General features: G+C 57.5%; 24 protein-coding genes. 13 read left to right on the forward strand and 11 right to left on the reverse strand.

All coding sequences use genetic code 11. The annotated features are described in order from the left end of the window. Nucleotides 1–264 precede the first annotated feature (264 nt). The 6 genes from ABVT35_RS19275 to nthB form a co-directional block, all read right to left on the reverse strand. A complete protein-coding gene (locus tag ABVT35_RS19275) occupies nt 265–789 on the reverse strand; it encodes a DUF1097 domain-containing protein (RefSeq protein ID WP_368468531.1) in 525 nt (174 codons plus the stop codon). A 260-nt stretch (nt 790–1,049) separates the two neighbouring features. Then, nucleotides 1,050–1,463: an OsmC family protein gene (locus ABVT35_RS19280; RefSeq protein WP_368468533.1), complete on the reverse strand. Its 414-nt coding sequence runs from the start codon at nt 1,461–1,463 to the stop codon at nt 1,050–1,052. Next, the gene (locus tag ABVT35_RS19285; protein ID WP_368468535.1) at nt 1,460–1,822 is read right to left on the reverse strand and encodes a nitrile hydratase accessory protein; all 363 of its coding nucleotides are present in this window, start codon (nt 1,820–1,822) and stop codon (nt 1,460–1,462) included. Before ABVT35_RS19285 ends, ABVT35_RS19280 begins: the two co-directional genes overlap by 4 nt. A 4-nt stretch (nt 1,823–1,826) precedes the next feature. After that, nucleotides 1,827–2,426 (reverse strand): nitrile hydratase subunit alpha, encoded by a 600-nt coding sequence (nthA, locus tag ABVT35_RS19290; protein WP_368468536.1) that lies wholly within the window; start codon nt 2,424–2,426, stop codon nt 1,827–1,829. Between the two features lie 27 nt (nt 2,427–2,453). Further along, nucleotides 2,454–2,582: a hypothetical protein gene (locus tag ABVT35_RS19295; protein WP_368468537.1), complete on the reverse strand. Its 129-nt coding sequence runs from the start codon at nt 2,580–2,582 to the stop codon at nt 2,454–2,456. Further along, nucleotides 2,579–3,238: a nitrile hydratase subunit beta gene (gene nthB / locus ABVT35_RS19300; protein ID WP_368468539.1), complete on the reverse strand. Its 660-nt coding sequence runs from the start codon at nt 3,236–3,238 to the stop codon at nt 2,579–2,581. The genes ABVT35_RS19295 and nthB overlap by 4 nt, the downstream gene beginning before the upstream one ends. A 330-nt stretch (nt 3,239–3,568) precedes the next feature. Here nthB and ABVT35_RS19305 point away from each other — a divergent pair, with 330 nt between their 5' ends. The 8 genes from ABVT35_RS19305 (at nt 3,569) to ABVT35_RS19340 (ending at nt 11,569) form a co-directional block, all read left to right on the forward strand. Further along, a complete protein-coding gene (locus ABVT35_RS19305; RefSeq protein WP_368468540.1) occupies nt 3,569–4,369 on the forward strand; it encodes a phosphosulfolactate synthase in 801 nt (266 codons plus the stop codon). Beyond that, nucleotides 4,356–5,273: a hypothetical protein gene (locus ABVT35_RS19310; protein WP_368468542.1), complete on the forward strand. Its 918-nt coding sequence runs from the start codon at nt 4,356–4,358 to the stop codon at nt 5,271–5,273. Before ABVT35_RS19305 ends, ABVT35_RS19310 begins: the two co-directional genes overlap by 14 nt. Further along, the gene (locus ABVT35_RS19315) at nt 5,270–6,601 is read left to right on the forward strand and encodes an adenylosuccinate lyase family protein (RefSeq protein WP_368468544.1); all 1,332 of its coding nucleotides are present in this window, start codon (nt 5,270–5,272) and stop codon (nt 6,599–6,601) included. The genes ABVT35_RS19310 and ABVT35_RS19315 overlap by 4 nt, the downstream gene beginning before the upstream one ends. Nucleotides 6,602–6,738: 137 nt before the next feature. Then, complete coding sequence (locus tag ABVT35_RS19320; protein ID WP_368468545.1) at nt 6,739–8,262, forward strand: lyase family protein; 1,524 nt, start codon at nt 6,739–6,741, stop codon at nt 8,260–8,262. Between the two features lie 334 nt (nt 8,263–8,596). Further along, a complete protein-coding gene (locus tag ABVT35_RS19325) occupies nt 8,597–9,931 on the forward strand; it encodes an FAD-dependent oxidoreductase (protein WP_368468546.1) in 1,335 nt (444 codons plus the stop codon). 19 nt (nt 9,932–9,950) lie between these two features. Continuing rightward, complete coding sequence (locus ABVT35_RS19330; protein WP_368468548.1) at nt 9,951–10,235, forward strand: hypothetical protein; 285 nt, start codon at nt 9,951–9,953, stop codon at nt 10,233–10,235. 23 nt (nt 10,236–10,258) lie between these two features. After that, nucleotides 10,259–10,747 (forward strand): MSMEG_0572/Sll0783 family nitrogen starvation response protein, encoded by a 489-nt coding sequence (locus tag ABVT35_RS19335; protein WP_368468550.1) that lies wholly within the window; start codon nt 10,259–10,261, stop codon nt 10,745–10,747. A gap of 138 nt (nt 10,748–10,885) precedes the next feature. Beyond that, nucleotides 10,886–11,569, forward strand: a complete 684-nt coding sequence (locus ABVT35_RS19340; RefSeq protein WP_368468551.1) for an energy-coupling factor ABC transporter permease — start codon at nt 10,886–10,888, stop codon at nt 11,567–11,569. Between the two features lie 560 nt (nt 11,570–12,129). Here ABVT35_RS19340 and ABVT35_RS19345 read toward each other — a convergent pair. From ABVT35_RS19345 to ABVT35_RS19355, 3 genes are read right to left on the reverse strand one after another with little or no spacing between them, the layout of a single operon-like run. Further along, nucleotides 12,130–13,335: an MSMEG_0565 family glycosyltransferase gene (locus ABVT35_RS19345; protein WP_368468552.1), complete on the reverse strand. Its 1,206-nt coding sequence runs from the start codon at nt 13,333–13,335 to the stop codon at nt 12,130–12,132. A 36-nt stretch (nt 13,336–13,371) separates the two neighbouring features. Further along, nucleotides 13,372–14,916, reverse strand: coding sequence for an oxidoreductase (locus tag ABVT35_RS19350; RefSeq protein ID WP_368468554.1), 1,545 nt, complete (start codon nt 14,914–14,916; stop codon nt 13,372–13,374). Next, nucleotides 14,917–15,927, reverse strand: coding sequence for a carbamate kinase (locus ABVT35_RS19355; RefSeq protein ID WP_368468555.1), 1,011 nt, complete (start codon nt 15,925–15,927; stop codon nt 14,917–14,919). 181 nt (nt 15,928–16,108) lie between these two features. Between ABVT35_RS19355 and ABVT35_RS19360 the strand changes: the two genes are divergently transcribed. Together ABVT35_RS19360 and ABVT35_RS19365 are read left to right on the forward strand one after the other, a co-directional pair. Further along, nucleotides 16,109–16,765, forward strand: coding sequence for a hypothetical protein (locus tag ABVT35_RS19360; RefSeq protein ID WP_368468556.1), 657 nt, complete (start codon nt 16,109–16,111; stop codon nt 16,763–16,765). A gap of 161 nt (nt 16,766–16,926) precedes the next feature. Continuing rightward, nucleotides 16,927–17,472, forward strand: coding sequence for an MSMEG_0567/Sll0786 family nitrogen starvation N-acetyltransferase (locus tag ABVT35_RS19365; protein ID WP_368468558.1), 546 nt, complete (start codon nt 16,927–16,929; stop codon nt 17,470–17,472). 30 nt (nt 17,473–17,502) lie between these two features. On the opposite strand, the gene ABVT35_RS19370 is transcribed toward ABVT35_RS19365, so the two are convergent. Beyond that, nucleotides 17,503–18,474 (reverse strand): AIR synthase related protein, encoded by a 972-nt coding sequence (locus ABVT35_RS19370; protein ID WP_368468560.1) that lies wholly within the window; start codon nt 18,472–18,474, stop codon nt 17,503–17,505. A gap of 226 nt (nt 18,475–18,700) precedes the next feature. Here ABVT35_RS19370 and ABVT35_RS19375 point away from each other — a divergent pair, with 226 nt between their 5' ends. Beyond that, nucleotides 18,701–19,342, forward strand: a complete 642-nt coding sequence (locus ABVT35_RS19375; protein WP_368468562.1) for a cupin domain-containing protein — start codon at nt 18,701–18,703, stop codon at nt 19,340–19,342. A 37-nt stretch (nt 19,343–19,379) separates the two neighbouring features. Here ABVT35_RS19375 and ABVT35_RS19380 read toward each other — a convergent pair whose 3' ends face one another. After that, nucleotides 19,380–20,768: a PLP-dependent aminotransferase family protein gene (locus ABVT35_RS19380; protein WP_368468564.1), complete on the reverse strand. Its 1,389-nt coding sequence runs from the start codon at nt 20,766–20,768 to the stop codon at nt 19,380–19,382. Nucleotides 20,769–21,056: 288 nt separating this feature from the next. Between ABVT35_RS19380 and ABVT35_RS19385 the strand changes: the two genes are divergently transcribed. Both ABVT35_RS19385 and ABVT35_RS19390 read left to right on the forward strand, forming a co-directional pair. Then, complete coding sequence (locus ABVT35_RS19385) at nt 21,057–22,178, forward strand: MSMEG_0568 family radical SAM protein (RefSeq protein WP_368468565.1); 1,122 nt, start codon at nt 21,057–21,059, stop codon at nt 22,176–22,178. An 18-nt stretch (nt 22,179–22,196) separates the two neighbouring features. Further along, nucleotides 22,197–23,045, forward strand: coding sequence for an LnmK family bifunctional acyltransferase/decarboxylase (locus ABVT35_RS19390; protein WP_368468566.1), 849 nt, complete (start codon nt 22,197–22,199; stop codon nt 23,043–23,045). The last annotated feature ends 47 nt before the right edge of the window (nt 23,046–23,092 follow it).

A 23,092-nucleotide genomic window follows, 5' to 3' on the forward strand; every position in this document is an offset into this window, starting at 1 on the left:
AACTATGAGACTAATGTCAATTTTTTGCGGTGAGGCCGCAAAGAGAGCGATCAACGCGCCAATGGGGTATTACGGGTGGTTGCGGGTTTTGGGCGCTTTGGTTGACAGGCAGCAACTGGTGGCAGATGCGACACCGCAATGCCCTGGCCTGGTACAATGATGGTTCACCAAAGCCGCCCCGGCCGGAAATGAATTCGCTGCGGCCGGGGCAAAGAACCGCGCCATGCCGCCGTGGCTGGCGGCGGCTGGACTGTGATAATCGCCTCAGGCTTCCCTGGTCATGGCTGCACCCCATTTACCCGAAATGAGGCCGAACACGCCGCCGGCAATAGCCGACAGAGGAATAAGGATAACGGAGTTCTGAAGACTGACCGAAGTCAGCACTTCCATCGTCATCACATCAGGCGTCTGCAGGAGATATCCAAACGAAGTGGCGATCCCGAAAACGGTTGCCGGAATGGCCGCAAACAGGGGAATGTTGGCTGCGATCACCGCCACGGCAACGCCAATGCCAACCGCCAGCGCCGCCCAAACCGGAAGTCCGACAATATCCCCGATCGGGAATGTCAGGATAGCCAGAGCGGTCAGCCAGGCCAGTAAGGCGCCAAAAATGCCGCCGACAATGATCTTCTGCAGTGCGGCCCCGTCGGCGCCGAGAGCAAAGAAGCCGCCCCAGAAAACAAACGCCACCGGGATCAGGTAAATCCCGCTAAGCGGACCAAGAGCAAGATACGTTGCGACCACTCCTGTCAAAGGGATGCTTATAGATAGTGCGTTCAAATTCTTCATAACTGTGTCCTCCTCAGTTTGTTGAAGCATTGAGCCGCCGAAGGCGGCGTGAGTTCCTGATTGTTTTTGTTCTTGTCGCAAACCGTGAATCCACTCATTTGCGATTGTCACCGGCCCCTACCGGCGATCATGTGCATGTTCTTGTATTGATCCTCCCCCATGGTTTCTTGTCAGCAATGACGGGCTTTGGCACACAGATGTTCCGCTCCGGAATCAGCATGTGTTTCCAGAAAATGAAAAAGCGCTGTTAGGGCTTTGTTTTATGGCGCCGGTGCAGCTATGGCCGTTGCGTTCACCTTGATCTCTATCTCGGATCTAAGCGTATTGGTCACATAGCAGACACGCTCCGCAGCCTGCACAAGTGTATCAACCCGATCCGGATCGCAGCCCAGGCGGCTTTCGATGCTGATTGAGCGAAATCGCGGACCGTCATAAATTCCGGTTGCGCTGACCGTGAGGTCGTCGAGGGCGATGGATCGCTTTCGTGCGCTATAGGCGATGGCAAGGGTAAAGCACGAAGCGACCGATGCGAGCAGCAGCGCCGTCGGCTCCGGGCCGAGGTTGGATCCGCCGACATGCTCCGGCTCGTCGACGGTGACAACAAATTCACCCGCCGATACATCGCAGCACAAGCCGCCGCGCCAGGTGCTTTCCACCATGCGCTGGCCGGTCAATGGTGATGCCCGTCCGCGTGATCGTGGTCGTGGCCGTGCGGGCGCTTGCAGAAATCGGTAACAAGCGTGTCGAGTTCTGCGGTCGAGATCAGACCCCGCTCCACAACCAGCGCCTCGAGAGCTGCAAACCACCGTTCGTAATAGCGGTAGGACGGCAAGCCGTCCTGCCCGGGTTCGCACTTGGCAATGGAAGTGATCAGGCTTTGCTGAAAATCCGACCAGTCAAAAATACCAAGATCGGCCAGGGCAGCCGCCATTCCGAATGCGCGGCTCTCCCAGGGTTCTTCAAACACCAGCTCACCATTGGATCGCGGCAGTGACGTTTCGGAATCGGTCCCTAATTTTTCAACGAGGCTCATGGAACTATCCTGCCTTGACTGCGGCGACACCAACCATGGCGTCGCGTGAAACGAGCAAAGCGAGCTCCTCTTCAGAGAGATCTTCGGTTCCTTCCGGCCGGTTCGGAAGCACGAAATACCGGTTTTCCGCGCTGGAATCCCACACGTGGATTTCCACGTCGTCAGCCAGTTCGAGACCCATTTCGCCCAATAGCTTGCGTGGCTCGCGAACTACGCGAGAACGATAGGCGGGATCCTTGTACCAGTTGGGCGGAAGGCCGAGGAGCGGCCATGGATAGCAAGAGCAAAGCGTGCACACCACCACATTGTGCAATGTTGGCGTGTTTTCAACGACAACGATGTGTTCGCCCTGCGGGCCGCCAAATCCAAGTTCCTTTACTGCATCCGTGCCGGATTCGAGCAGGCGCTTGCGGTAATCGGGATCGACCCAGGCCTTGGCCACCACCTTCGCGCCATTCATCGGTCCGACGTCATTAACATAGCGGCTGATAAATCCATCAAGCATTTCCGGATCCACCAGACCACGCTCGACAAGCAGTGCCTCCAGAGCCTCGACACGCAATTGCGGCGAGGGGTAGTCGGCTGAATGTGGGTAATCGGTCATGAGGCCTCCTGATAACTTTCAATCATGTCAGTGAACAAAGTCGGGAGCTTTGCGCTTTCGCCCCAACTTTCTGAGGAAGTGGGTCAACAGCGCCTCCAGCGCCTCGACCCGCAATTGCGGTGAGGGGTAGTCGGCTGAGTGGGGGTAATCGGTCATGACGCCTCCAGGTAGCTCTCGAACATGTCGATGAACAAAGTCGCGGGCTCTGAATCCTCGCCCCAAAGTTCTGTGGAGGTGAACTCCACGGTGTAGACGTGCTGGGGGTCTTCGCCGGTAAAATGCGCGGTGCTGTCGGGAAGCACGGCGGCAGGCCTTATCGCGCTGATCACGCCGGCATGGCCGCGGATATAGGCAGGAAGGCGCGTGTGTCCTGATTTGCGAAATGTCTTGGCCCGCACCGGCTGGCCGACGGCGAACTTCGGTGCGGCGTCAATGTCACGGAGCGATCCGGCGCCGCCTCTTTCATATTGCGGTTTGCGGGTTTCGACATCCGCGGGCTCTTCGACATCTTCACCGCGCAGCCGGCGGGCGCGGGCTTCGACTGCACCGGGCGCCAGGATGCCGCTGTCAACGCAAAGCTGTTCTGCGCAGCTGAGCCAGCGCCCGTAATATCCGTGCTGCAGATAGTCTAGCGGGTGCAGCCGCTCCAGGCTGTGGCGGAAAGCATCCAGATTGGTTCCCGAGACGCCCATCGACGCCAGTCCCAGTGCAAATGTCCGCCCATGCCACAGGTCAGCGAATACAGGCTCGTCGGGCTCGATCCGGACTGTTCCCCAGCCCTGCGTTCCGCCCATATCGTGTATTCCGTCCATTGTGCTCCCCTTTTCGATTGATGGCGAAGCGTAACAAAACGCAATGCTGATTGTCAATTATACGATATACATGTTTCTTTAAGGATATGAATAATTCGACCTTCTGACACAGGAAATCCGAGGTGCATGATTGGCGGAATTGCGCTGTTAATCCCGGATTTGTGGGAAAAACCCTGCGCTGCTTCAGCGGAAAATACGGCGGTCGTGTCGGCCCGGAAGATGAAAGGCGAAGGCGCTCTCGTCGCTTGACGACGTTTCGGATATGATATACCAATCACCGTATCGTTAACGGTCATCCCAAGGTCCGTTGAGATGATATTGGAGCTGAGAATGTTGGCAGATCCGCGTCCGTCATTTTTGAAATTGAAAAAAAGACCGCCCAAACCACGCAGCGTTGGACTGACCCATGTTCTCGACAAGGGCTACACATTGTCGATGACACAAGAAGTACTGGCACAGGCCGCGGACTTCATCGATATCTGGAAATTCGGATGGGGAACTTCCTACGTTGATCCCGCTGTTCGTTCCAAAGTGGCGGAATTACAGGCGGCGGGCATCAAAACCTGCACGGGCGGAACCCTCCTCGAAGTGGCCTGGATGCAGGGCCAGACCGAGGCGATGTTTCAATTCGCATCCGAGGTCGGGTTTGATTGCGTGGAAGTGTCCGACGGCGCAACGGAGATGCCGCCGAGTGAAAAAAGGAAGCTGATTTCGCGAGCCTGCGATTACGGGTTCGATGTCATGGCTGAAGTCGGCAGCAAGGATCCTGCCAAGCTCGTAACGCCTGCCGGCTGGCTCGACGAGATTGACGGCGATGTGGCGGCAGGAGCCAGCTGGATTGTCGCCGAGGGCCGCGAAAGCGGAACGGTCGGTCTCTACGAAGGGACCGGCGAAGTCCGCCGCTCACTGATTGATATGCTCGGGCAAAGCCCCCATGCGGATAAAATCATCTATGAAGCGCCGCAACGTGCCCAGCAGTCGTTTCTGCTGCGCCTTTTTGGGCCGAAGGTCAATCTGGGCAATATTTCCATCGACGACATTATGAGCCTTGAGACGCTGCGGCTTGGTCTGCGGGCGGATACGCTCGGATTGTTGTCGGGAGACGATCGAGGATCAGATGTTCGGATTTGATCCATCAGCCGCCAATGTTGTTCCGTCGCGTTATCGTCAGGTGGCGCTGAGCACCGGTCTGCAAAGCCTCGATCCGGTGTGGCTTGAAAATCACTTCATCGGTCGCGAAGCCTATATGCGCACGCGATTCATCGTCGCGCGATGCGGCGAAGAGACTGCATTGGTTGAGATCGACCGCCGCCAAAGTTCCGACCTGTTCTCGCCAATCGAAAGCGCCCGCGTTCTGGCAACGCCGCGTCAGTGCCGCTATGTGGTGGCCCGTGAAACGGACTGTGGCGTCGCGTCACAAATGGCGGCAGTTGCCTTGGATCACCAGGATGTATCCTGTGTTGTTGTCGAGGGGCGTTATTCCCATGTCAGCTTCATCCTCAACCCCCAACCCTTGAAGCTGCACGTCCTTGATATCGTTCCGCCTTTCCCCTCGAAACTGCTCGACCAGGTTCAGCGGGTCCTCGATCTGGCGGAGGAACTGCCGCCTGTTGTTGTCGTTCCCACACTGATCGACAGCCGCGCGCAGCTGACCGAGGCCTGCGACCGGCTTCCGTCCCGGGTGCTCGTGCCCTGTCGCGGGTCGGGCATCGATCTGGAGGGCGTCACTATTGACTACCTCGACGAACGGCCACAGGCCGCCGACTGGACGCTGCTTGGCTGCGAGCGCTCGCACCAGATTCACCGCTGGTTTTATGGCTCTTCACCGACAACGGTTGATATTTGCCCAAAACGCTTTGCAGGCGATATCGGCAGGGAGGGCGGTCACATTCTGACACGCTGCTGCCTGCTGCAGGAGGGTATCGAGGATAGCAGCCAGGCGACGTTCGTTCCGTGGGGTGCCTCGCTTTGCGAGGTGCATGATGCAATCGAAACCATCATAAACCGGGTGGGAGTGACATGGACGCCCACATGATCGACTCCAGGATTTTCGGACATCAATGGGCCACGGCCGAGGGCCGGGCGATCTTCGCCGAAAAAGCCCGGGTGGTCAGATGGCTTGAAATCGTGATCGCGCTGGCTGAGGCGCAGGCTGAATGCGGGATCATACCTGCCGCGTCTGCGGAAGAGATTTCGGGTCTTCGTGACGTCGATCTGCCGATCGATGATATAGCCGCGCGAACAAGGCAAACCTCCCACTCGACGCTGGGTATGATCCAGGTTCTGCGCGACTTGCTGCCGGCTTCTTCAGCCGAACATGTCTATTACGGCACGACGGTGCAGGATATCACCGACACTTCGCAGGTATTGGAGATGCGCGCGGTCGGACTGCTGATCTGGCGTGATCTCTGGTTGCTGGAAGGTGACCTTTTGCATCTTGCCGAAGTGCATCGTGAAACGCCGATGGCGGGACGCACCCACGGCCAGCCGGGCTCACCCATCTCATTCGGATTTAAGGCCGCGTCCTGGGCCGACGAGGTTGGCCGCCACCTGCAGCGCATGCAGGAAATGCGTGGCCGGTGGCTTGTCGGTCAGTTTGGTGGAGCGGTCGGAACGCTGGCTTTTTTCGGAGACCACGCGTTGACGCTACGCGCGGCCTTTTGCCGCCGACTTGACCTTTCTGAACCCGATATCTCCTGGACCAATTCACGTGACAGGCTTGCGGAATTTGCCAATTTTGCCGCAGCGGCTGTTTCCAGCCTCGCGCGCATCGCCAATGAAGTATATGCCCTGCAGCGCAACGAAATCGGCGAACTCGCGGAAAGCAGCCGACCGGGCACTGTCGGCAGCATTACCATGCCGCACAAGCGCAACCCGGAGGACAGCGAACAGATCGTAGCGCTGTCGCGTCTGGTGCGCTCGCTGGCGGGTATTCTGACGGAAACGATGGTGCAGGAACACGAGCGCGATGCCCGAAGCTGGAAAGTCGAATGGGCCACATTCCCCGAGCTCTGTCACTATGCCCTGGCTGCGACCGCGATGGCGAGGGAACTGATGTCGGGTCTCGAAGTGAATGCCGACGCAATGCAGCGAAATCTTGGATTTGGCTCGTCGTCCGAGCGTTTGCTGAGCGAAATGTCGGCCCGGCTAGGAAAACACCGCGCACAGGAGACCCTGCAGGAGGCCTATCGCAGGGCCCGCGAAGAGCGGCGGCCTGTTGTGGAGATGCTCGAAGGAGTTGCAACGGCCGCTGAACTTGCCGAACTGCCCAAGGTGGATGTCGGCGCATCCGGCCCGATGGTGGACCGGGTGATCATGACCGCCCGAAACCGCAGATCCTCGGAAACGGAAAACTGGTTGTGACCCGTTTGTGCCAGTTTGGTTCGGGTTCCGGCCGGGTGCGGTTCAGAGCGCGTTCCGGATTGCAGATCGGCTGATTTTTCTACCGGAATCCGGAACGACCGGGCCCGGCGAAAACCAAGATGTCTAAGGAGTGAACAATGACCCGTTCGGGGATGGGCGCTGCGGCCCGCCGTTTTGAAGGACCTTCTGCTGATGGTCCGGCGCAGGAACTGATCGATGCGGGCTTTGCCTGGGAGATCGCTGACGCGCCGATGCTGCACCACGGGCTCAATGTCGCGGATCTCGGCCACGTTCTTGACCTGCAGCATCGAGGGATCATTCCCGGCGGCGCAGCCCGTCAGCTGCTTACGGTGCTGATGGAAGCCTACCATACGGATGCAGCGGATTTCCCGTATGATGCCCGGCACGGGGAGCCTTACAACTCGCGGGAGCGGCACTTCGTCGAACGCATTGGTGATGCTGCCGGGTGGCTGCATGCCGGGCGTCCGCGGCGCGAAGCTGCCCGCGTGGCGCTGCGTGTTGTGCTTCGGCGTCTTACCGCCGAGCTGATTGTCTCGGCCGGTTCCTTTGCTGAAACCACCGCCGAGTTTGCCGCGCGGCATCGCGACGTGTTCATGGCCGATCAGACCTATCTGCAACAGGCGCAACCTTCCACGTTTGGGCATTACCTTCTGGGCTTTGTTCCACCGGCAGTGCGCGATTGCGAGCGCCTGTTCACCGCGCTTGAACAAATCAACCAGAGTCCGGGTGGCGCCGGCTGCGTCAACGGAACCCAGTTGCTCGCCGATCGCCAGCACATTGCCGATCTGCTCGGCTTTGATGGGGTGATCGATCACACGCGCGATGCAATGTGGCAGACAGATACGTTCATCGATGTTCTGGCCAGCAGTGTGAGCGTGTTGTCGAACCAGTCCAAGCTGGCTGAAGATCTGGAAATCTGGTCGAGCCAGGAATTCGACTATGTCGATCTCGCTGGTCCCTATACGCGCGCCTCGGTGCTCATGCCGCAAAAACGCAACCCTTATGCGCTGTCCATCGTACGCGGCGGCAGTGGCGTGGTGATTGGCCGACTGACGGGTTTCCTGGCCGTGGTCAAAAGCCCGTCGGCAAGAAGTGACAACCTGATCTTTGCCTATGGTGAGATTCCGAGGGCGCTGGAGTTTGCCTCGAAAATCAGCGACCTGATGAAAGGTGTTGTTGATACGATGAGCGTCAATCAGAACCGCATGTGGAAGGTTCTGGAAGATGGGTTCAGCCAGGCGACGGATCTCGCTGAACACATCATGCTCACCTGCGGGGTTGACTATCGCACGGCATATCGCGTCGTCGGGGAGGCGGTCAAAGCTGCAAGCCGAAGCGGTTTTCGAGGCGTTGATATCGATCCCGGGATGATCGATTCCGCGGCGAGCAAAATCGGTTGCCGTTCACTGTCGCTCGACCCGGACGATCTTGCGCGCGCGCTCGATCCGCGTGCGATTGTGGCAACGCGCACCGCTCCGGGCGGGGCGGCTCCGGACGTGGTTGCTCAAATGGCGCAGGACAATTGTGCTGCGGCCCGCCGGTATTGCGAACGCGCCACCGGGCAGCTCGCCAGATTCACCAATGTGGAAAATGAACTGACCAAACGCGTAGAGGACATTCTGGCCTCTGATGCATCCTGACGGGGTAAATCAGTGTTCCGCGGACTGTTAAAAATTTCCCAAAGTAAATGCCGGCGAATAATCTCATTGGTGCCGGAACGGTTCGCGCGAGGGGCGAATAAACAACGCTTTGAGGATTGAAGCACCATAGTTTTAATATATTGTTTTTAAACAATAATATTGATGGGATTGCCTCCGTTTCGAGCTGATCTCCCCGCCGGGTCCGTAGAGCGGCCGGCACCCAATTACCGGACAGCCAACAGATATCTCAGAGCCCTTGACGGGTTCTGAATGATTGTCTACGATACGAAATATGAATGTCTGATGAGAAATATTTCTCGGTTGGGAGAACGAAGTGAAAATCGTAATGATCGGAGGAGGCCCCGGGGGTCTGGGCGCGGCGGGCGCTGCAAAAGGAACTGATCCGTCTGCGGAAACTGTCATCTACACGCAGTTTGAAGACGTGGCCTACAGCCCCTGCGGTATCCCGTTTGTGCATGGCAAGGAAATCGATTCCTTTGACCGGTTGTTTCTTGCGACCAAGGAGCAATATGTGCAGGCGGGAATAGACGTTCACTACGAGACAACCGTCGAATCCATCGACCTGAAGAACAAGAAGATTCATGTCCGCAGCGAAGGCGATGTGAGCTATGACCGTTTGATCCTTTGTTCGGGCTGGAAGTACAAGGAACTCGACATTCCGGGTCAGGATCTTGACGGTATTTACCGCGTCAAGAACATCCGCAGCGCCATGGAATGGGATAAATTTCTCGACAATGTCAAAACCGCGGTCGTTGTCGAGTGCGGCCCCATCGCCGTTGAGATGGTATCGGCCATGGTTCATCGCGGGATCAAGACAACGGTCGTGGATCCCAACCCGTGGCCGATGTCGGAAGCGGTTGATCCGGACATCATGGAGCCTGTCCGCAAGGACTGGGAAGAAGCCGGCGTGGATCTGCGCTGGGGCGAACGCGTAACCGCTTTCCGTGGCGATAAAACACTGACCCATGTGGAGACGACATCGGGTGTTGTCGATGCGGATATTGCAATTCTCGGCACGCCGAAAGTGCCCAACAACGATCTGGCAAAAGCCGCGGGGATCAAAATCGGCAGTACCGGCGGCATTATCATCGACTCGCGCGGCCGCACGTCCGATCCGGATGTCTTTGCGGCTGGCGACTGCGCCGAGATAGTTCATGGCATCACCAATGTTCCGTTGCAGGGTCTGTCCGGAAGCCACGCCTATGCCCAGGGAAAAGTCGCGGGCGTAAACGCTGCCGGCGGCGAGCGAATTTACCAGCCTGTCCATATCCCGTGGGGCATGCTTGCCGGCGAATGGATGATCGGCGGTATCTCGTTTGGCGAAACATCGGCCTCCGCTGTCGGCATCAACTACATATGCGGTCAAACAACCGGAATTACCCGGGCGCGCTACTACCCGGGCGTGAAGCCAATCACCGTCAAACTGCTGGTCGATCCCAAATCCCGCCGCCTGGTCGGTGCGCAGATGGTCGGCGGTGAAGGCGTCAAAGAGCGTGCGGACTTCCTCGGAGTGGTCTCCAGGGCAGGCCTTACCATTGATGCCCTTGCGTCCATGGAAAACGTCTACTCCCCGGCGATCGGCGCGCTCAATGAACCGATTGCGATTGCGGCGCAGGATGCGGTGATGAAGCTGGATGGAAAGGTATGATTGCCATGTCGTTTCCCCAATGGATCAGATCCAATTCCGAGCACTATCTGATGTGCGATGCCCAGGACCGGATGGCGAAGAAAATGGGCTTCAATCCACCGAACAGGCCGCGTGGATTGAAAGAGCGGTTCTGGCGACAGTTGTTCGTGCCGATCTATCGGCTGATGCCCTGGTCGATGAAGAAAACCGTCATGCAATCACTACCGGGAAGCCACAGAAAATCCTGGCCAAGGAGATTTTTTCGATCCCCTGGATCGTGAAGGAGAGGTTCAGTCAGGAGCAGCAGGCTTATGACGAACAATGAACGACATAACAAAGGGAACTGATATGCCTAAGACTGTCACAATCGATCCGCCGAAAGAGGGCGACATCCTATTTAATGTGGAAGACAAGGTTTTTCCTGATCACCAGGCCAACGAGGGCGACAAAGCATATATCTTCATGCACACCGTCCCGTTCGAAGGCTCGGTCGGCCTTGTCAATATGCTTACCGCCACGCGCCTGCAGCGCAAGGGCTTCAACCTGACCTTCATTCTCTATGGTCCGGGTGTTTTGATGGCTTCCGCCGCAAGGGGCTATCCGGCCGTGGGTTCGGAAGGATTCCCCGGGAACCTTGGCTACAACCGCCAGCTTAAAACGCTCATGGACGAAGGCGCCACGGTTTACGCCTGTCGTTTTGCAATGGGTGCCCTTTATGGCATGCGCGAAGATGATTTGATCCCCGGTGTCAAAGCCTTCAACCCGCTGGATGTGCTGGATGCAAACATTCAGGCCTATCGCGATCGCGCCCTGGTGCTGTCGACCTGGACTTTGTGACCCGGATATTTTTCGCTTCCTGCCGGCTCGGCGAGGGACGGTGCAATCCGGTCTCTTCGTCGTGCCAAGGCACCGCCCGCGATTAACGGCGGACGAAGCGCTTGTCTCCGGCATGTTGGGTGCGGAAAGGAGCAACTCATGCATATCGAACCTGGCGTCGTGGACGGCGCAAAGATAGTCCTAAGCTACGCAACGGCGGCGGCCTCCGTGGGGCTGGTCGCCAAAATGGCAATCGACACCATTCGCAATGATGGCGGATTTGGAGCGCTGGCCATGCGCAGCGTTGCCGCATCATTGCTTGTATTCTGCTTCTTCGAGGTGCTGCCGCACTATCCGGTGGGCGTTTCCGAGGTGCATTTCATACTGGGATCCACACTCTACCTGATATTCGGAGCGGGTCCGGCAGCAATCGGCCTGGCGGCCGGCCTTCTGCTGCAGGGCGTGATGTTTGCGCCCTTCGATCTGCCGCAATACGGCATCAACATAACGACACTTCTGGTGCCGTTGTGGGCGGTGAGCCTGTTGGCAAAACGGATCATTCCGGCCCGCACGCCATATGTTGAAGTGAAATACTGGCAGACACTGGCACTTTCCACGGCCTATCAGGGCGGTATCGTTTCTTGGGTGGCCTTTTGGGCTTTCTACGGAAACGGCTTCGGTGCCGAAAACCTCGGCGCCGTCGGTTCATTCGGCGTCGCGTATATGGCGGTCATCCTCTTGGAACCGGTCGCGGATCTTGCGGTTCTCGCCTTTGCCAAAACCCTGGCTCCCTATGCGAGAAACCCGATGCTCTACCATCGACTCCATCATGCAGCCAGCTAGAGCTCAACGCCCCCGGTAATCCCCAACTACCGGGGGCGGCTCAGGCTGGCAGCGTTGATTTCCCAATACTTCATTTTTGTTGGAACTCTTTCCGCCCTTGCTCAGGCCTTGAACGCGGCCTGAGCGGGCTGATCGGCGTTATCGACGCGGGGTGCTGATAAGTGCACAAGCACCGCCGGCGTTCAATAAAACCGGATTTCATGAATGTTCTGATGTGGATAAATACCGTGTGCCTCGATGCACTTCTATGTATACCGCTTTGGGATTCTCCACTATCGCCGGCTGTGCAAACGGAACAAAGCCGCAGCGAAAAAACCAATCCAGAAAACGCTCCAGATCCAGTCCTGCCAAAGCTCCATCAAAGCCTCCCCGCTTCATGGAAATTCCGTGACCATAACGTTGGTCTGATCTCGAAACAGGCTCGGTCCACTTGCGGATGCCAGGATCCGTGAACCAATCCCAAAATGGTAGCGCTTACCCGTTATCTTGCTGGATTTCGGGCGGTTGGTGCAACTTTGCCTGACCCGTTGGTTGCGCCGCTACTGCCGTTAGCCGCCACTTTATTGTGCAGCCACGGTTGTTGGTGCGTCATGATGGTTTTCGCGAGCCGCCATGACGTTGTTGTAAATTTCAATGTGCTGCGCGGCGGTGTTATCCCATTGGTAACGCGCGGCCAGTCGAGGCCCGTTGTCGCGCAACCTCGCGGCGGTATCAGGCTCGTTCAGGAGCCTTGCCATTCCCTGCGACAGGGAGGCAGGGTCTGCGACCCGCGTCAGGATGGCGTCGCTGTCATGAACAAGGAATTCCCTGAATACGTCGATGTCCGACGCAACCACAGGCAATCCTGCGCTCGCGGCTTCCAGGATAACCAGCCCCCAGCCTTCCTTGACGGAAGGAAACACGAAGCCGTCTGCGGCAGCGAACCATTCCGGAAACTCCCGGTCGTCGACCGTGCCGAGCAAGATAATGTCCTTGTCCAGTTCCAGTCCGAGATCGGGAAGCGAATTGAGAACGTCTTCGCGGTACTCGCGATAGTCCTGGAATGAGTGGCCGCCGATCACGGCCAAAACGGGCTTATTTTGCCCCTTTGCCTTCAAGTCCGCGAGAGCCTGGATCAGGAAGCGGCTTCCCTTGCGTGGTTCGATACCGCCAACGGTCAGGTAAAGGAACCGGCCTTCAGCCCCGGCCCGTTGCCGCAATTCGGCGCGTCGTTCTTTGCTGACGGGCTCGGCAAACCGCTCGGACCGGACCCCGTTGGTGACGATCGTGGACCGGACGCCGTAATCGTCGAGAAGTTGCTGCTTCCACAGTTTGCTGACAACGAGGACGTGGTCAGGTTCCAGAATTGCATTGCGCTGACAGTCGATGAGTGCCTGCGTGGTGAAATCGTCGACATGATGTACGGTACGCACAAGCTGGAAATTAGCGCCCGCGTCACGGACCCGCGCAGCGGCCCGGGCCGAAATGCAATCCTGACTGTGGATGATATCGAATGCGTTGCCGAATTTGCTCAAACCGGCTTCCATCGCATCGATCCAGCTGAAAACCCGCTGTTCAAGCGTGTCCATCCATGGCGGTGATTCAACGATTTCGACAGGCACGGCGACTTCGCGAAAAAGGCCGGCGTCCTGTGGACCCATGGCAAAGATGGTAACGTCCACGCCGGCGGTCTGCAGAGCCTCTGCGAGTTCCAGAGTATGAACCACACCACCGCGTGGCTTGATTGAATAGGTGGTCAGGGCCACGCGGGGGAGGGAGGGTTTCATGTGATCTTTTTTCGAACGTTTGGATAACCAATTGAATCAGGACAGCGCACCCGACAGATCCGCATTGACGATGGAGGTATCGCGAAGGACCAGGGCTGCTGCCGCCATCGCACCGCGTGCCGCCGTCTCGGTGACGATGCATCCGGCCTGGCGGAATGCTGCACGCTGCGCCTCGAAGCCCTGAGGATCGCTTTCGGTGCCCAGGACATAGACGATCACGGCGGCACCGGATTTCACGACTTCAGCCGCAACCGGTGCGAGAACACTGGCCGGATCATCATGTGCGCCGTCACCGATGACCACGTCCAGCAGCACGGCCGCCACCGTCGGGTCTTCCGCCTGGCGCTTCAAGAACCCCATGCGAGCTTCCGTGTCGATCATCGGATGCGGTCGCCCATCGGTGTATTCTTCTTCGCCAAGGTCAAGGCAGGTATGCCCTTGCGCGGGAGCACCTTCGATGTTCCAGCTCTTGTCCAGCGGAATATTGGAATAGATCGGACCAACGTAGTCCGTTGCGATGGTCATTGCCTCGTAACATAAGGTTCCACCGCTGTAGAGACCTGACAGGCGGGTGCGTTCTGTGTCCAGGCCGGCGATGGTCCTGTCCAGGTCGTCAACCAGATTGCCAACGACACTCGGCCTTTCCTTGCCGAGCACGGTGAGGGTATTCGATGCGCCCTGTTCCAGCGTATTGCAGACACTGACGTGTTCGGGTGACGGCACGTGGTCCCGCAGGCCAATCAGGGCCGCAACCATGGGCTTGTTGGGCAAATTCAGCAGCTTTTCGGCGACCTCGGGCGAGGGCGGTTTCGATACGAGAAGGATTGCCTCGGTTCCTTCGTCGGCATCCAGGGCGCGTATGGCGGATTCCGCCATCAGCCCGCCGACCTCGGGCGAAAGGTCGCGTCCGCCGACACCGATAACATGCGAGACGCCGACGCCCCACCGGTCGAGCAGGCTCATGACCTCCTGGGCTCCGGTGCCGGCTGCGGCGACAACACCTACCGGGCCCTTCTTGACCCTGTTGGCAAATGCCAGGCCGGTGCCCGCCAGCATTGCCGTACCGGCACCGGGACCCATGACAAGCCGGCCGAGTTCCTGCGCGCGCTGTTTGAGGGAGATTTCATCCTCAAGCGGTACGTTGTCGCTGAACAGCAAAACGTCGAGGCCGGCTGTCAGCGCCTTGTGGGTCTCGAGTGCGGCGTAAGAGCCGGGTACCGAGATAATCGCCAGGTTGGAGGCGGGCTGGTCCTTGAGCGCTGATACAAGGTCGGGCGCGGCCTCTTTTTCGTCGGCGTCATCGCCCGCCGTCGTTTCGAACAGAGCCTCCGTTGCGGTCGCAATTGCAGCCTTGGCTGCGTCGTCGTCGTTCGCGCGCACCGCAAAGACAAGATCGTTGGCCCCGGCCCCGGCCAGCCCGTCTGTAAAACCTTCCTGTTCCAGGGTTGCAAGGTTCGCCGGGGTGGCCATGAGCGCCCAGCCCCAGTCGACACCGTCGGCTCCTAGGATCGCGCGCGTCGCCTCCAGCAGGCGAACGCTGTCTTTGTAAGAATTCGGGTGAACAGCTACTACTCGGGTCATTCAGACAGTTTCCTTCAAGGGCGCGCGGGATACAGCGGGATTGGGAATGATGCGGGTGCCACGGCCACCCTCGATAATGCCGCCGGACGTCTCATCAAGCGTGCCATAGACAAGCTCAGGCGTGGTGATCGCTGCCATTCGGCTGCGCCCGTTAGCGGATTTTTCACCGACGAATTTGATTGCGGCGGCCATTTTCGGCCCCATGCTTCCCGGCGGAAACTGGCCGTCGGCCAGATGTTTTTGCGCTTCGGCAACGGTCAGGTCTTCAACCGGCCGCTCGGTTTCCTTGCCGAAGTCGAGCCGGACTGTTGACACACCAGTCACCATGACCAGGGCATCGGCGTTTGCCGCATCGGCGATCCGTTCCGCTGCAAAGTCCTTGTCGATGACGGCGTCGACACCCTTGTGGACATCGTCCTCAAGCATGACGGGAATGCCGCCGCCGCCGGCAGCGACGACAATGTGACCTGATGAAATCAGTTTGGCGATTGCCTCGGCTTCGAGTGTTGCCTTTGGTTCCGGTGATGCGACAACACGCCGAAAGCCACGCCCTGAATCAGGAACCATGGTCCAGCCACGGGTTTTGGTGAACTTGTCCTTCTCGGCTTCGCTGAAGAACGGGCCGATAGGTTTTGTCGGATTGGAAAACGCCGGATCATCGGGATCGACAACCACATGTGTGACAACCGAAACCACCCCCGAGACTTCCGAGCCGCACACCTCATGGATGGCGAGGGTGATCAGACTGCCAAGAGCACCCTGGGTCATGGCTCCGAGGGCGTACAGGGGCTGTGCCGGCACCAGTTTCGCACCTTCTTCGTGCTGAATGGCAAGATTGCCCACCTGCGGGCCGTTGCCATGCACTATGATGATCTGCCAATCCTGGCGGATCAATGAGCGCACAGACCGCGCCATCGCGATTGCATTCTCGTACTGTTCATCCTGGGTGCCCTGTTGGCCTTCTCGGATTAGCGCATTTCCACCGAGTGCGACGACTGCGATTTTAGTCACGGCTCCTCCTACTCCTCCTGATACTGCTTGTTCCGGCGCAAAAAACGCTGGCATGTCCGGCGGACAATTAGTAAAGTAAATAGAACTTCATTATAGTTAACATCATATCGTATACGACACAAGGCCCATATCGAAATTGGCGGCGGCATGCGCTAAATGTTGTTGCAGAAAGGGGCAAGGCATGGATGGAAAGACGAGTTTGGGAAATGCGCGGATGTACTGGGATGAGTGCGAGAGGCAACTGTTCGCCATGGTTGGTATGGATGCGGACCGGTACGAAAAAATCATCCTGGCGGTTCGCGCTTTGGCAGATGAAATGCGTGATATTTCGTCGATCGAGCAATTGACGGCATCGTGGCCGCAAGCAGGCGAAATGCTGAGCAAGGCTGCGGCAGCGCGAGGGTTTTCCGCGTCGATGCTGCCGCAGGACAAAGTTGCCGGAGCCGCCTTCGCGTTGCGTCAGCGCGAAATTAATCAACAATTACAATATCAAGCGCGGCGAAATCTCATCAATTCTGCACGTCAGTCCGGTGATGATTGGGTGATGCTCGACGAATCCGGCAATATCGAATCCGGGAATTTTGACGCCTATCGGAGTACCGAGATGCATGTTGCATCGGGGTATGCGGTGATGTCGATGGTTCAGGTCGACCCCGGTTCAGGTGCGCCCGAATACGTGGTGGCGGTCGTCAGACTTGACCCGGAAACAGGGGAGTTGCTGGACGCGGAACCCGGAATCCAGGACTGGATGTCCCATGCCCAACAGGCCGAATTCAGCGAAAACCGGGATATGGTTCGACAGAAGATCGGTTCCATATCGCCTCAGAAAACGCAGTGAAGCGACGGCAAATCCGTTTCCTTTGGTAGACGCGTAACGTAAATTCTGATATATGCAGGTGACGGGCGATGGCCCGCCATCTTGATTACACCCGGGCCGCTTGAGCGAAATTGCACTCGTACCGGCTGCCCGTCGGGGCGTGCTGCAAAGGAAGTCCAGCGATGACAGAGTCGGCAATCTCGGTATGGCACGCCAAGGCAAAAACAGATCTGGCCGCCCATTATGCGATCAGGCATCACGTATTCGTCAATGAACAGGGTGTTTTGGTGTTCACCGATGTGGACCGGTGGGACGATCAGCCGGGGGTCGTGCACGTGCTGGCGGCCCGTGGCCGTCATTGCGCGGGATCCGTCAGGCTTTATCCCCTTGACGACGAAGGGCGGTGGAAGGGTGACCGGCTTGCAGTACTCAAGAACCATAGAGCGACGGTGATCGGTGCGCAGCTTGTGCGCTTTGCCACTGCCACTGCTGCAGCGGCAGGCGGGAAAGTGATGGAGGCGAGCATACAGATTGCCAACGTCAAGTTCTTCCGCCGGCTCGGCTGGACCTGCGATGGCGCTGAACGGACCTATTTCGGCCTTCTGCATCAGCCGATGTTATTCGACCTGGCACAGGCTCCGCCGCTGAACTGGCCGGGGCGCCCCGATGCGCTGATATATGAAGACGTGACCGAACACGACGAAGAGTTACTCTATCCCGCCGCATGATCATCTATCTGCCGGTGTTCTGACGCTGTCTCAGTTCCACAGGCCTGTGACACTTTCCGATGAAAGGTCAATGAGGGTCCGGCGATGGTCGCCATCTTCAAGAACCAACGCTCCTCCGCCGGTCACTTCACCGACCTGCGCGCAGATGAGCCCCTTTGATTCAAATATCCCGGCACAGTCCGCCACCCGGTCAGGGTCCGCTGTCAGCCAGAATGCGTAGGTCGGAAACGACACCAGCCATCTTAGCGGATCAGTGTCCGCGGGCATCGGATGCCTGCGCAGGTCGACATTGGCCCCGCAGCGTGTGAATTCCAGCAGCATCGCCAGCGAGCCCAGAGACCCGGCCATCGACACATCCTTGGCGGCGACCGCGGCGCCCTCTGCAGCCACCTGCGCAAGCAGCCTCACATCGCGCGCCAGGTTCGGGCCCTGGCGCTCAATTGAAGTAAAGAATGGAAAATCGGGACGCATTTCGCCGTCAAGCGAACACGCGAACAACAGCGCCTGCCCCGGGCGCACATTGGCCATTGACAGCACCTGTTCGGCATGGCCGATGGCGAAGGCAGAGAGCGAACTTTCCCCTTCACGTTCCGTCAGGTGACCACCGAGGATTGGTACATCATACATTTCCGCAGCGTCGCTCAGGCCGCGCATCAGTTCGCTTGTCACCCTTGTCGGACCGACGACGGTGTTGACGATACCGCGCGGTATGCCGCCCATCGCAGCAACATCGTTGACATTGGCCAACACCCCTGCGATGCCCGCACCGTATGGATCGCCTTCGATGAAGGGGGGAGAGATGGCCTCGCCGCAGGCAACGACCTGATGGCTGGCGATATCGACAATCGCGCCGTCGTCGCCCGGTCCGTGAACGGGATCGACCGGGTCCACAAACCGGCTGGCACCGTTGATAGCCTGCTTTCCGGAGACGCCAGTATGGTTTCTAACCGCGCTTACGACGGCATCGAGAAAGGCGTTGGATTTTTCTGTTGTGTTTGACATGATCCGTATCGTACAATTAACTACGTATTTCGTATAGTGTACTTTATGACGCGTGTCGACCCATGCTAAAAAAAGTGTACGCGGGCAAAATGGCTTCGGCGCCGATCATCGAAAGGTCAGGACAAATGCGACTTGACGTAAATAATCTCACACAGCTATTGCGCCTGTCGCATACGATGCCGATCGAGTATGAAGGTGCCTGAAAGCGAATGGCAACAGATTAACGATGGAGATCCTTTTGGCGGCGAAAGCGACCAGAAAAAAAAGTACTGAATTGGCAAGACCCAATTCAGCTTCCGAGCAAGTCGAGGAAATCGTCAGCAGGGTGGGCGAGAAACTCATGCGACTGCGCAGCGAGCAGAAGCTGTCGCTCCAGCAGCTTGCCGCAAAGAGTGATGTTTCAGGCCCGGCCATTCACAAAATCGAGCGAAGCGGCATGGTGCCGACCATCACCACATTGCTGAAATTGAGCAATGCCCTTGGCGTTCCGGTGAATTATTTCACTGAAGAGGACGAGGCCCTGCCGGAACCGGTTCATTTTACCAAGGGCAGTGAACGCGGCACCGTTTTCACCCCCCATAAGGGACTCGATCTCGAAGGCATCACAGGTCCCTATCGGCAGTTCCGCTCTGCGGCAGCCGTCGCACATATGAAACCGGGTGCGAACAGCGGTCGAAAACGCCTGAAACACCCAGGTGAAGAGCTCGTGCATGTCACATCCGGTGAAGTCTATTTTCAACTGGGCGGAAAAGAATATTCGCTGAAAGCCGGAGATTCGCTGCATTTCAGCGGTGAAATTCCGCACCAATGGGCAAATACGACAGACAAACCGGCCGAACTGATCTGGGTTGTCCTGCGCGACGAGTGAAGCATCACAAGATCCACGGGCGTTCGAATTCAGGCGCTTACAAAAAGGTTGAGGCGAGTGCCGGGGATTCTGTCATCGCATGTTCAATGTATTCCAGCGCGCTCTTGATCTCCTGGCGTTTGGTCGGGCCTCCAAGACATATGCGGACAGCCTCCGGAGCAGTTCCGCCTGCCACGAATGCATCGCTGGCAACGACACCAATTCCTGTCGATCGCAGATGTTCAACAAATGCCGTGCGCGTCCATAGTGCCGGCAGCGGTACCCATATGCTGAAACTCAGCGGGCTGCCGCGAAATGAGTTTTCCGGCAGGATTTCAGTTGCGAGTTTGTAACGCTCTGCGGTCTCGGAGCGTATGGAGCGCAGCAACATGGTCGCCGTTCCATCCTTGATCCATCTAGTCGCCAACGCCGCTGTCAAAGGAGAAGCCATTACCGTGGAGGCGCGTAGTGTCGAGGCAAATGGCCACGCGGAACGCGTATTGGGGACAATGACAAATGCAAGACGAAGCCCGGCGCCGATGCATTTTGACAGGCCGGCAATGTGCCAGGTCAGTTCCGGGGCGAGGGTGGCAAAGGGTGCCGGTTGCTGTCCTCTTGCCGGAATGAAGCCATAGGCGTCGTCTTCGATGATCGGAACATTGAACTCGCGCGCAACGGCTGCGATTTCCTTCCGCCGCTCAATCGGAATCGTCAGTGTCGTCGGGTTCTGCAGTGTTGGATTCAGGTAAATCGCCTTTGGTTTCATGGTTGTGCAGGCATCACGAAAGGCTTGTGGGATAATACCGTCTTCGTCCATGGGCAGGCCAAGAAGCTTCAGCCCCAACTGCGCAGCAATCGACCGAATTCCCGGATATGTGATTTGCTCGCACAAGACGATCTCGCCCTGCTCGGCAAGGATGGTCAACATGCCGACCAGGGCCGCGTGCGCGCCGGGTGAAACAAAGATACGCTCCTGAGACGGAGCCATCGCTCTGCGGCCAAGCCAGATTGACGCTGCGTCCTTGTCCTCCCGGGTTCCTCCAAATCCCTGATAGCGCAATACCGACATGATATCTTCGGCAACGTATTCCAGACCGGCCTGCATCCTTTCGAGCAGATCCGGATCGGTCGGTTCCGGCGGCAGGTTCATTGTCAGGTCGGCAGGCCGCGCCTCGTGGGAGTGCTGCATTCTTCGCGTGCGCGACCTGTCGGTGACGAACGTGCCCTGACCGACCCTCGAATCGACCAGGCCGCGATTTTGCGCTTCGACGTAGCCCCGCGCCACCGTCGTGAAATGCACACCGAGCCTTTTGGCCAGCGTGCGCTGCGGCGGCAAGCGCTCGCCGGTCGATAGCCGCCCGGCCGCGATGTCCGCGGCGATTGCATTGGCGAGTGCCATGTAGCTGGGTGAGCCATCGCTGGAGAGTTCGGGTATCCAATCAGACATTGCATGTCATCCATAGAATCTATGATTTAAATTGACTGTATATTGTAGCATTTGATAACTCAAGCCAATCATGAGAATTTTTCTCAGAAATTTACATTTTCTAACAAAAACAATGCAATATATCAGATTTGGGCGACGAAAAATTGATCAGATTGAATGCCGAATTTGTGATAATTGACAGTATCATTATTCGCACATAGACTACATTATTGTTTCATATTGAAGTGCGTATGCACTCGGGTCGGTATTCGGAGGGCCGATCGAAAGTCCAGGTGGGAGGAAGCCGAGGTGAGAGAACAAGCTAAAAAGTTACCGGTCGAGCAATTGATAAACGAATTGCAATCCTCCGGTGTTCGTCTGGTCGACCCTGAGTCCATGGGTGAAAGCAGGCGCGGCGGTGCCGGCCCTTCCGACCACACGGCGATGACCATTGAAGGCACGACTGTCATGGTTCCGGTTCACACGGCCCCCGCATTCAACAGCCCGTATGTCGTGGAAAAGCCGGACAATTCTGGCAACAGCAGTGTCAGCCGAGACGGCACGACCATCGGAAACGTCAAGTTTCAGCTGCGGCCGCGTTTTTATGAGCGGTCAACGGCAGACGGTATCCCCTATTCAAAGATTGCAACGCTGCATAGCCGCGATGTGCTGGCAACAACGATCCTGCAAACCTGCATTCGCTATCAGAGCCGGACTAAAACCTGCCAGTTCTGCGCCATCGGCCAGTCGCTTGCCGCGGGACGCACCATCGAGCGAAAAACCCCGGAGCAGTTGGGAGAAGTCGCCAAGGCGGCGGTCGAGCTTGATGGCGTTACGCATATGGTGATGACGACCGGAACGCCGCCGGGCAGGGACCGGGGCGCAAAGATCCTTTGCGAAAGTGCGATTGGCGTCAAATCGGCCGTCGATCTGCCTATTCAGGGACAATGCGAACCGCCGGATGACGATGCCTGGTTTCAACGCATGAGAGATGCCGGTATCGATGCGCTTGGCATGCACCTTGAAGCCGTCAGCGAAGATGTTCGGGCCCGCGTCATGCCGGGCAAGGCACAGGTTTCGGTGGAACGTTATTTCGAAGCCTTCGGTGCGGCTGTCGACGTCTTCGGGCGAGGTCAGGTTTCAACCTATGTTCTCGCCGGTCTCGGCGACACGCAAAAACAGATTCTCACGGTCTGCAGGCGTCTTGTCGATATCGGTGTCTATCCGTTCGTCGTGCCGTTCATTCCAATCTCGGGCACTCCGCTGGAAAGTCATCCCTCGCCGAATTCCGAATTCATGCACGGTATCCTGGCCCCGTTGGCCCAGATGCTGCGCGATGCCGGAATCCGGGCAAGCGATGTCAAGGCGGGTTGTGCCAAATGCGGCGCGTGTTCGGCACTTTCGACCTATGAATTGAATGACAGGGGCTGACTGGCAGGGGTATGAGAGATGTTTACGTGTAGCAAAATACTCCAGGCCGGAATGCCGCACCTCGACATTTTCGGCCTGTCTGAACTGTTTTGCCTGGCCAATGCCGGAGACAATCACTGGTCCCTGATCTCGAAACTGACATCGAGGATGCCGTCGGAGTGGAAAGGCGACCAGGGTGAACGAATATATGCGAGCTTTGTCTACGCGTCGGTGACGTACCACAGGCATTTCAGCGTTGAAGAGGACGATACGATCAGAATCGAATGTGTTCCTCGCAGCCTGCTGGCGCCGTTCTTCATCACCGAGACCAACTACATCAAGGCGGATTCCGACATTGTCGCAACCGTAAGATTGATGTCGACTTTTTCGAGCACCAACGGGCACAGCAACAATAAATTCTTGCGATCAACCATTGATTTCCATTCGGACCCGTTCGGAGAAACCATCCTTGAATCGACCAAGAGCCGATACAAGGAAATGTACAGGCACAACGATGGGGATCTGAAGAAGACGCAGGAGCATGTCGTAAATCCCTCGGTGGATTTCAACGCGGCAAAATTCATGTACTTCGTAAACTACTGCCAGCTTTTCAAACGCTATGAGAGCCCCGAACTCAGCTCAACGGTTCCCCTCAAATTCCGCGAGATCGCCTATTTCGGAAATGTCGATCCGTTTGAGCGCGTCACTATCTTTTCCCGTCAGAAAAATATGAATGTGATGTCCGCAATGAACCGGTCAAGTGATCAAAAATGCATAGCGCGAAGCTTCAGTGTCAGCCTCCAAGACCAAGGTGAAATACCGGATGTGGATGCTGGAATATTCGGAAATGTTCAGGAAACGGCGGGCAGTTGTAACGCGTTGCGTTGAGCATGAACCGGTGTTTCCGCAACGAAATTCAGAACGCCGCGTGCTTC

The sequence above is a fragment of the Hoeflea sp. TYP-13 genome (assembly GCF_040932035.1).
Classification (GTDB): Bacteria; Pseudomonadota; Alphaproteobacteria; order Rhizobiales; family Rhizobiaceae; genus Hoeflea_A.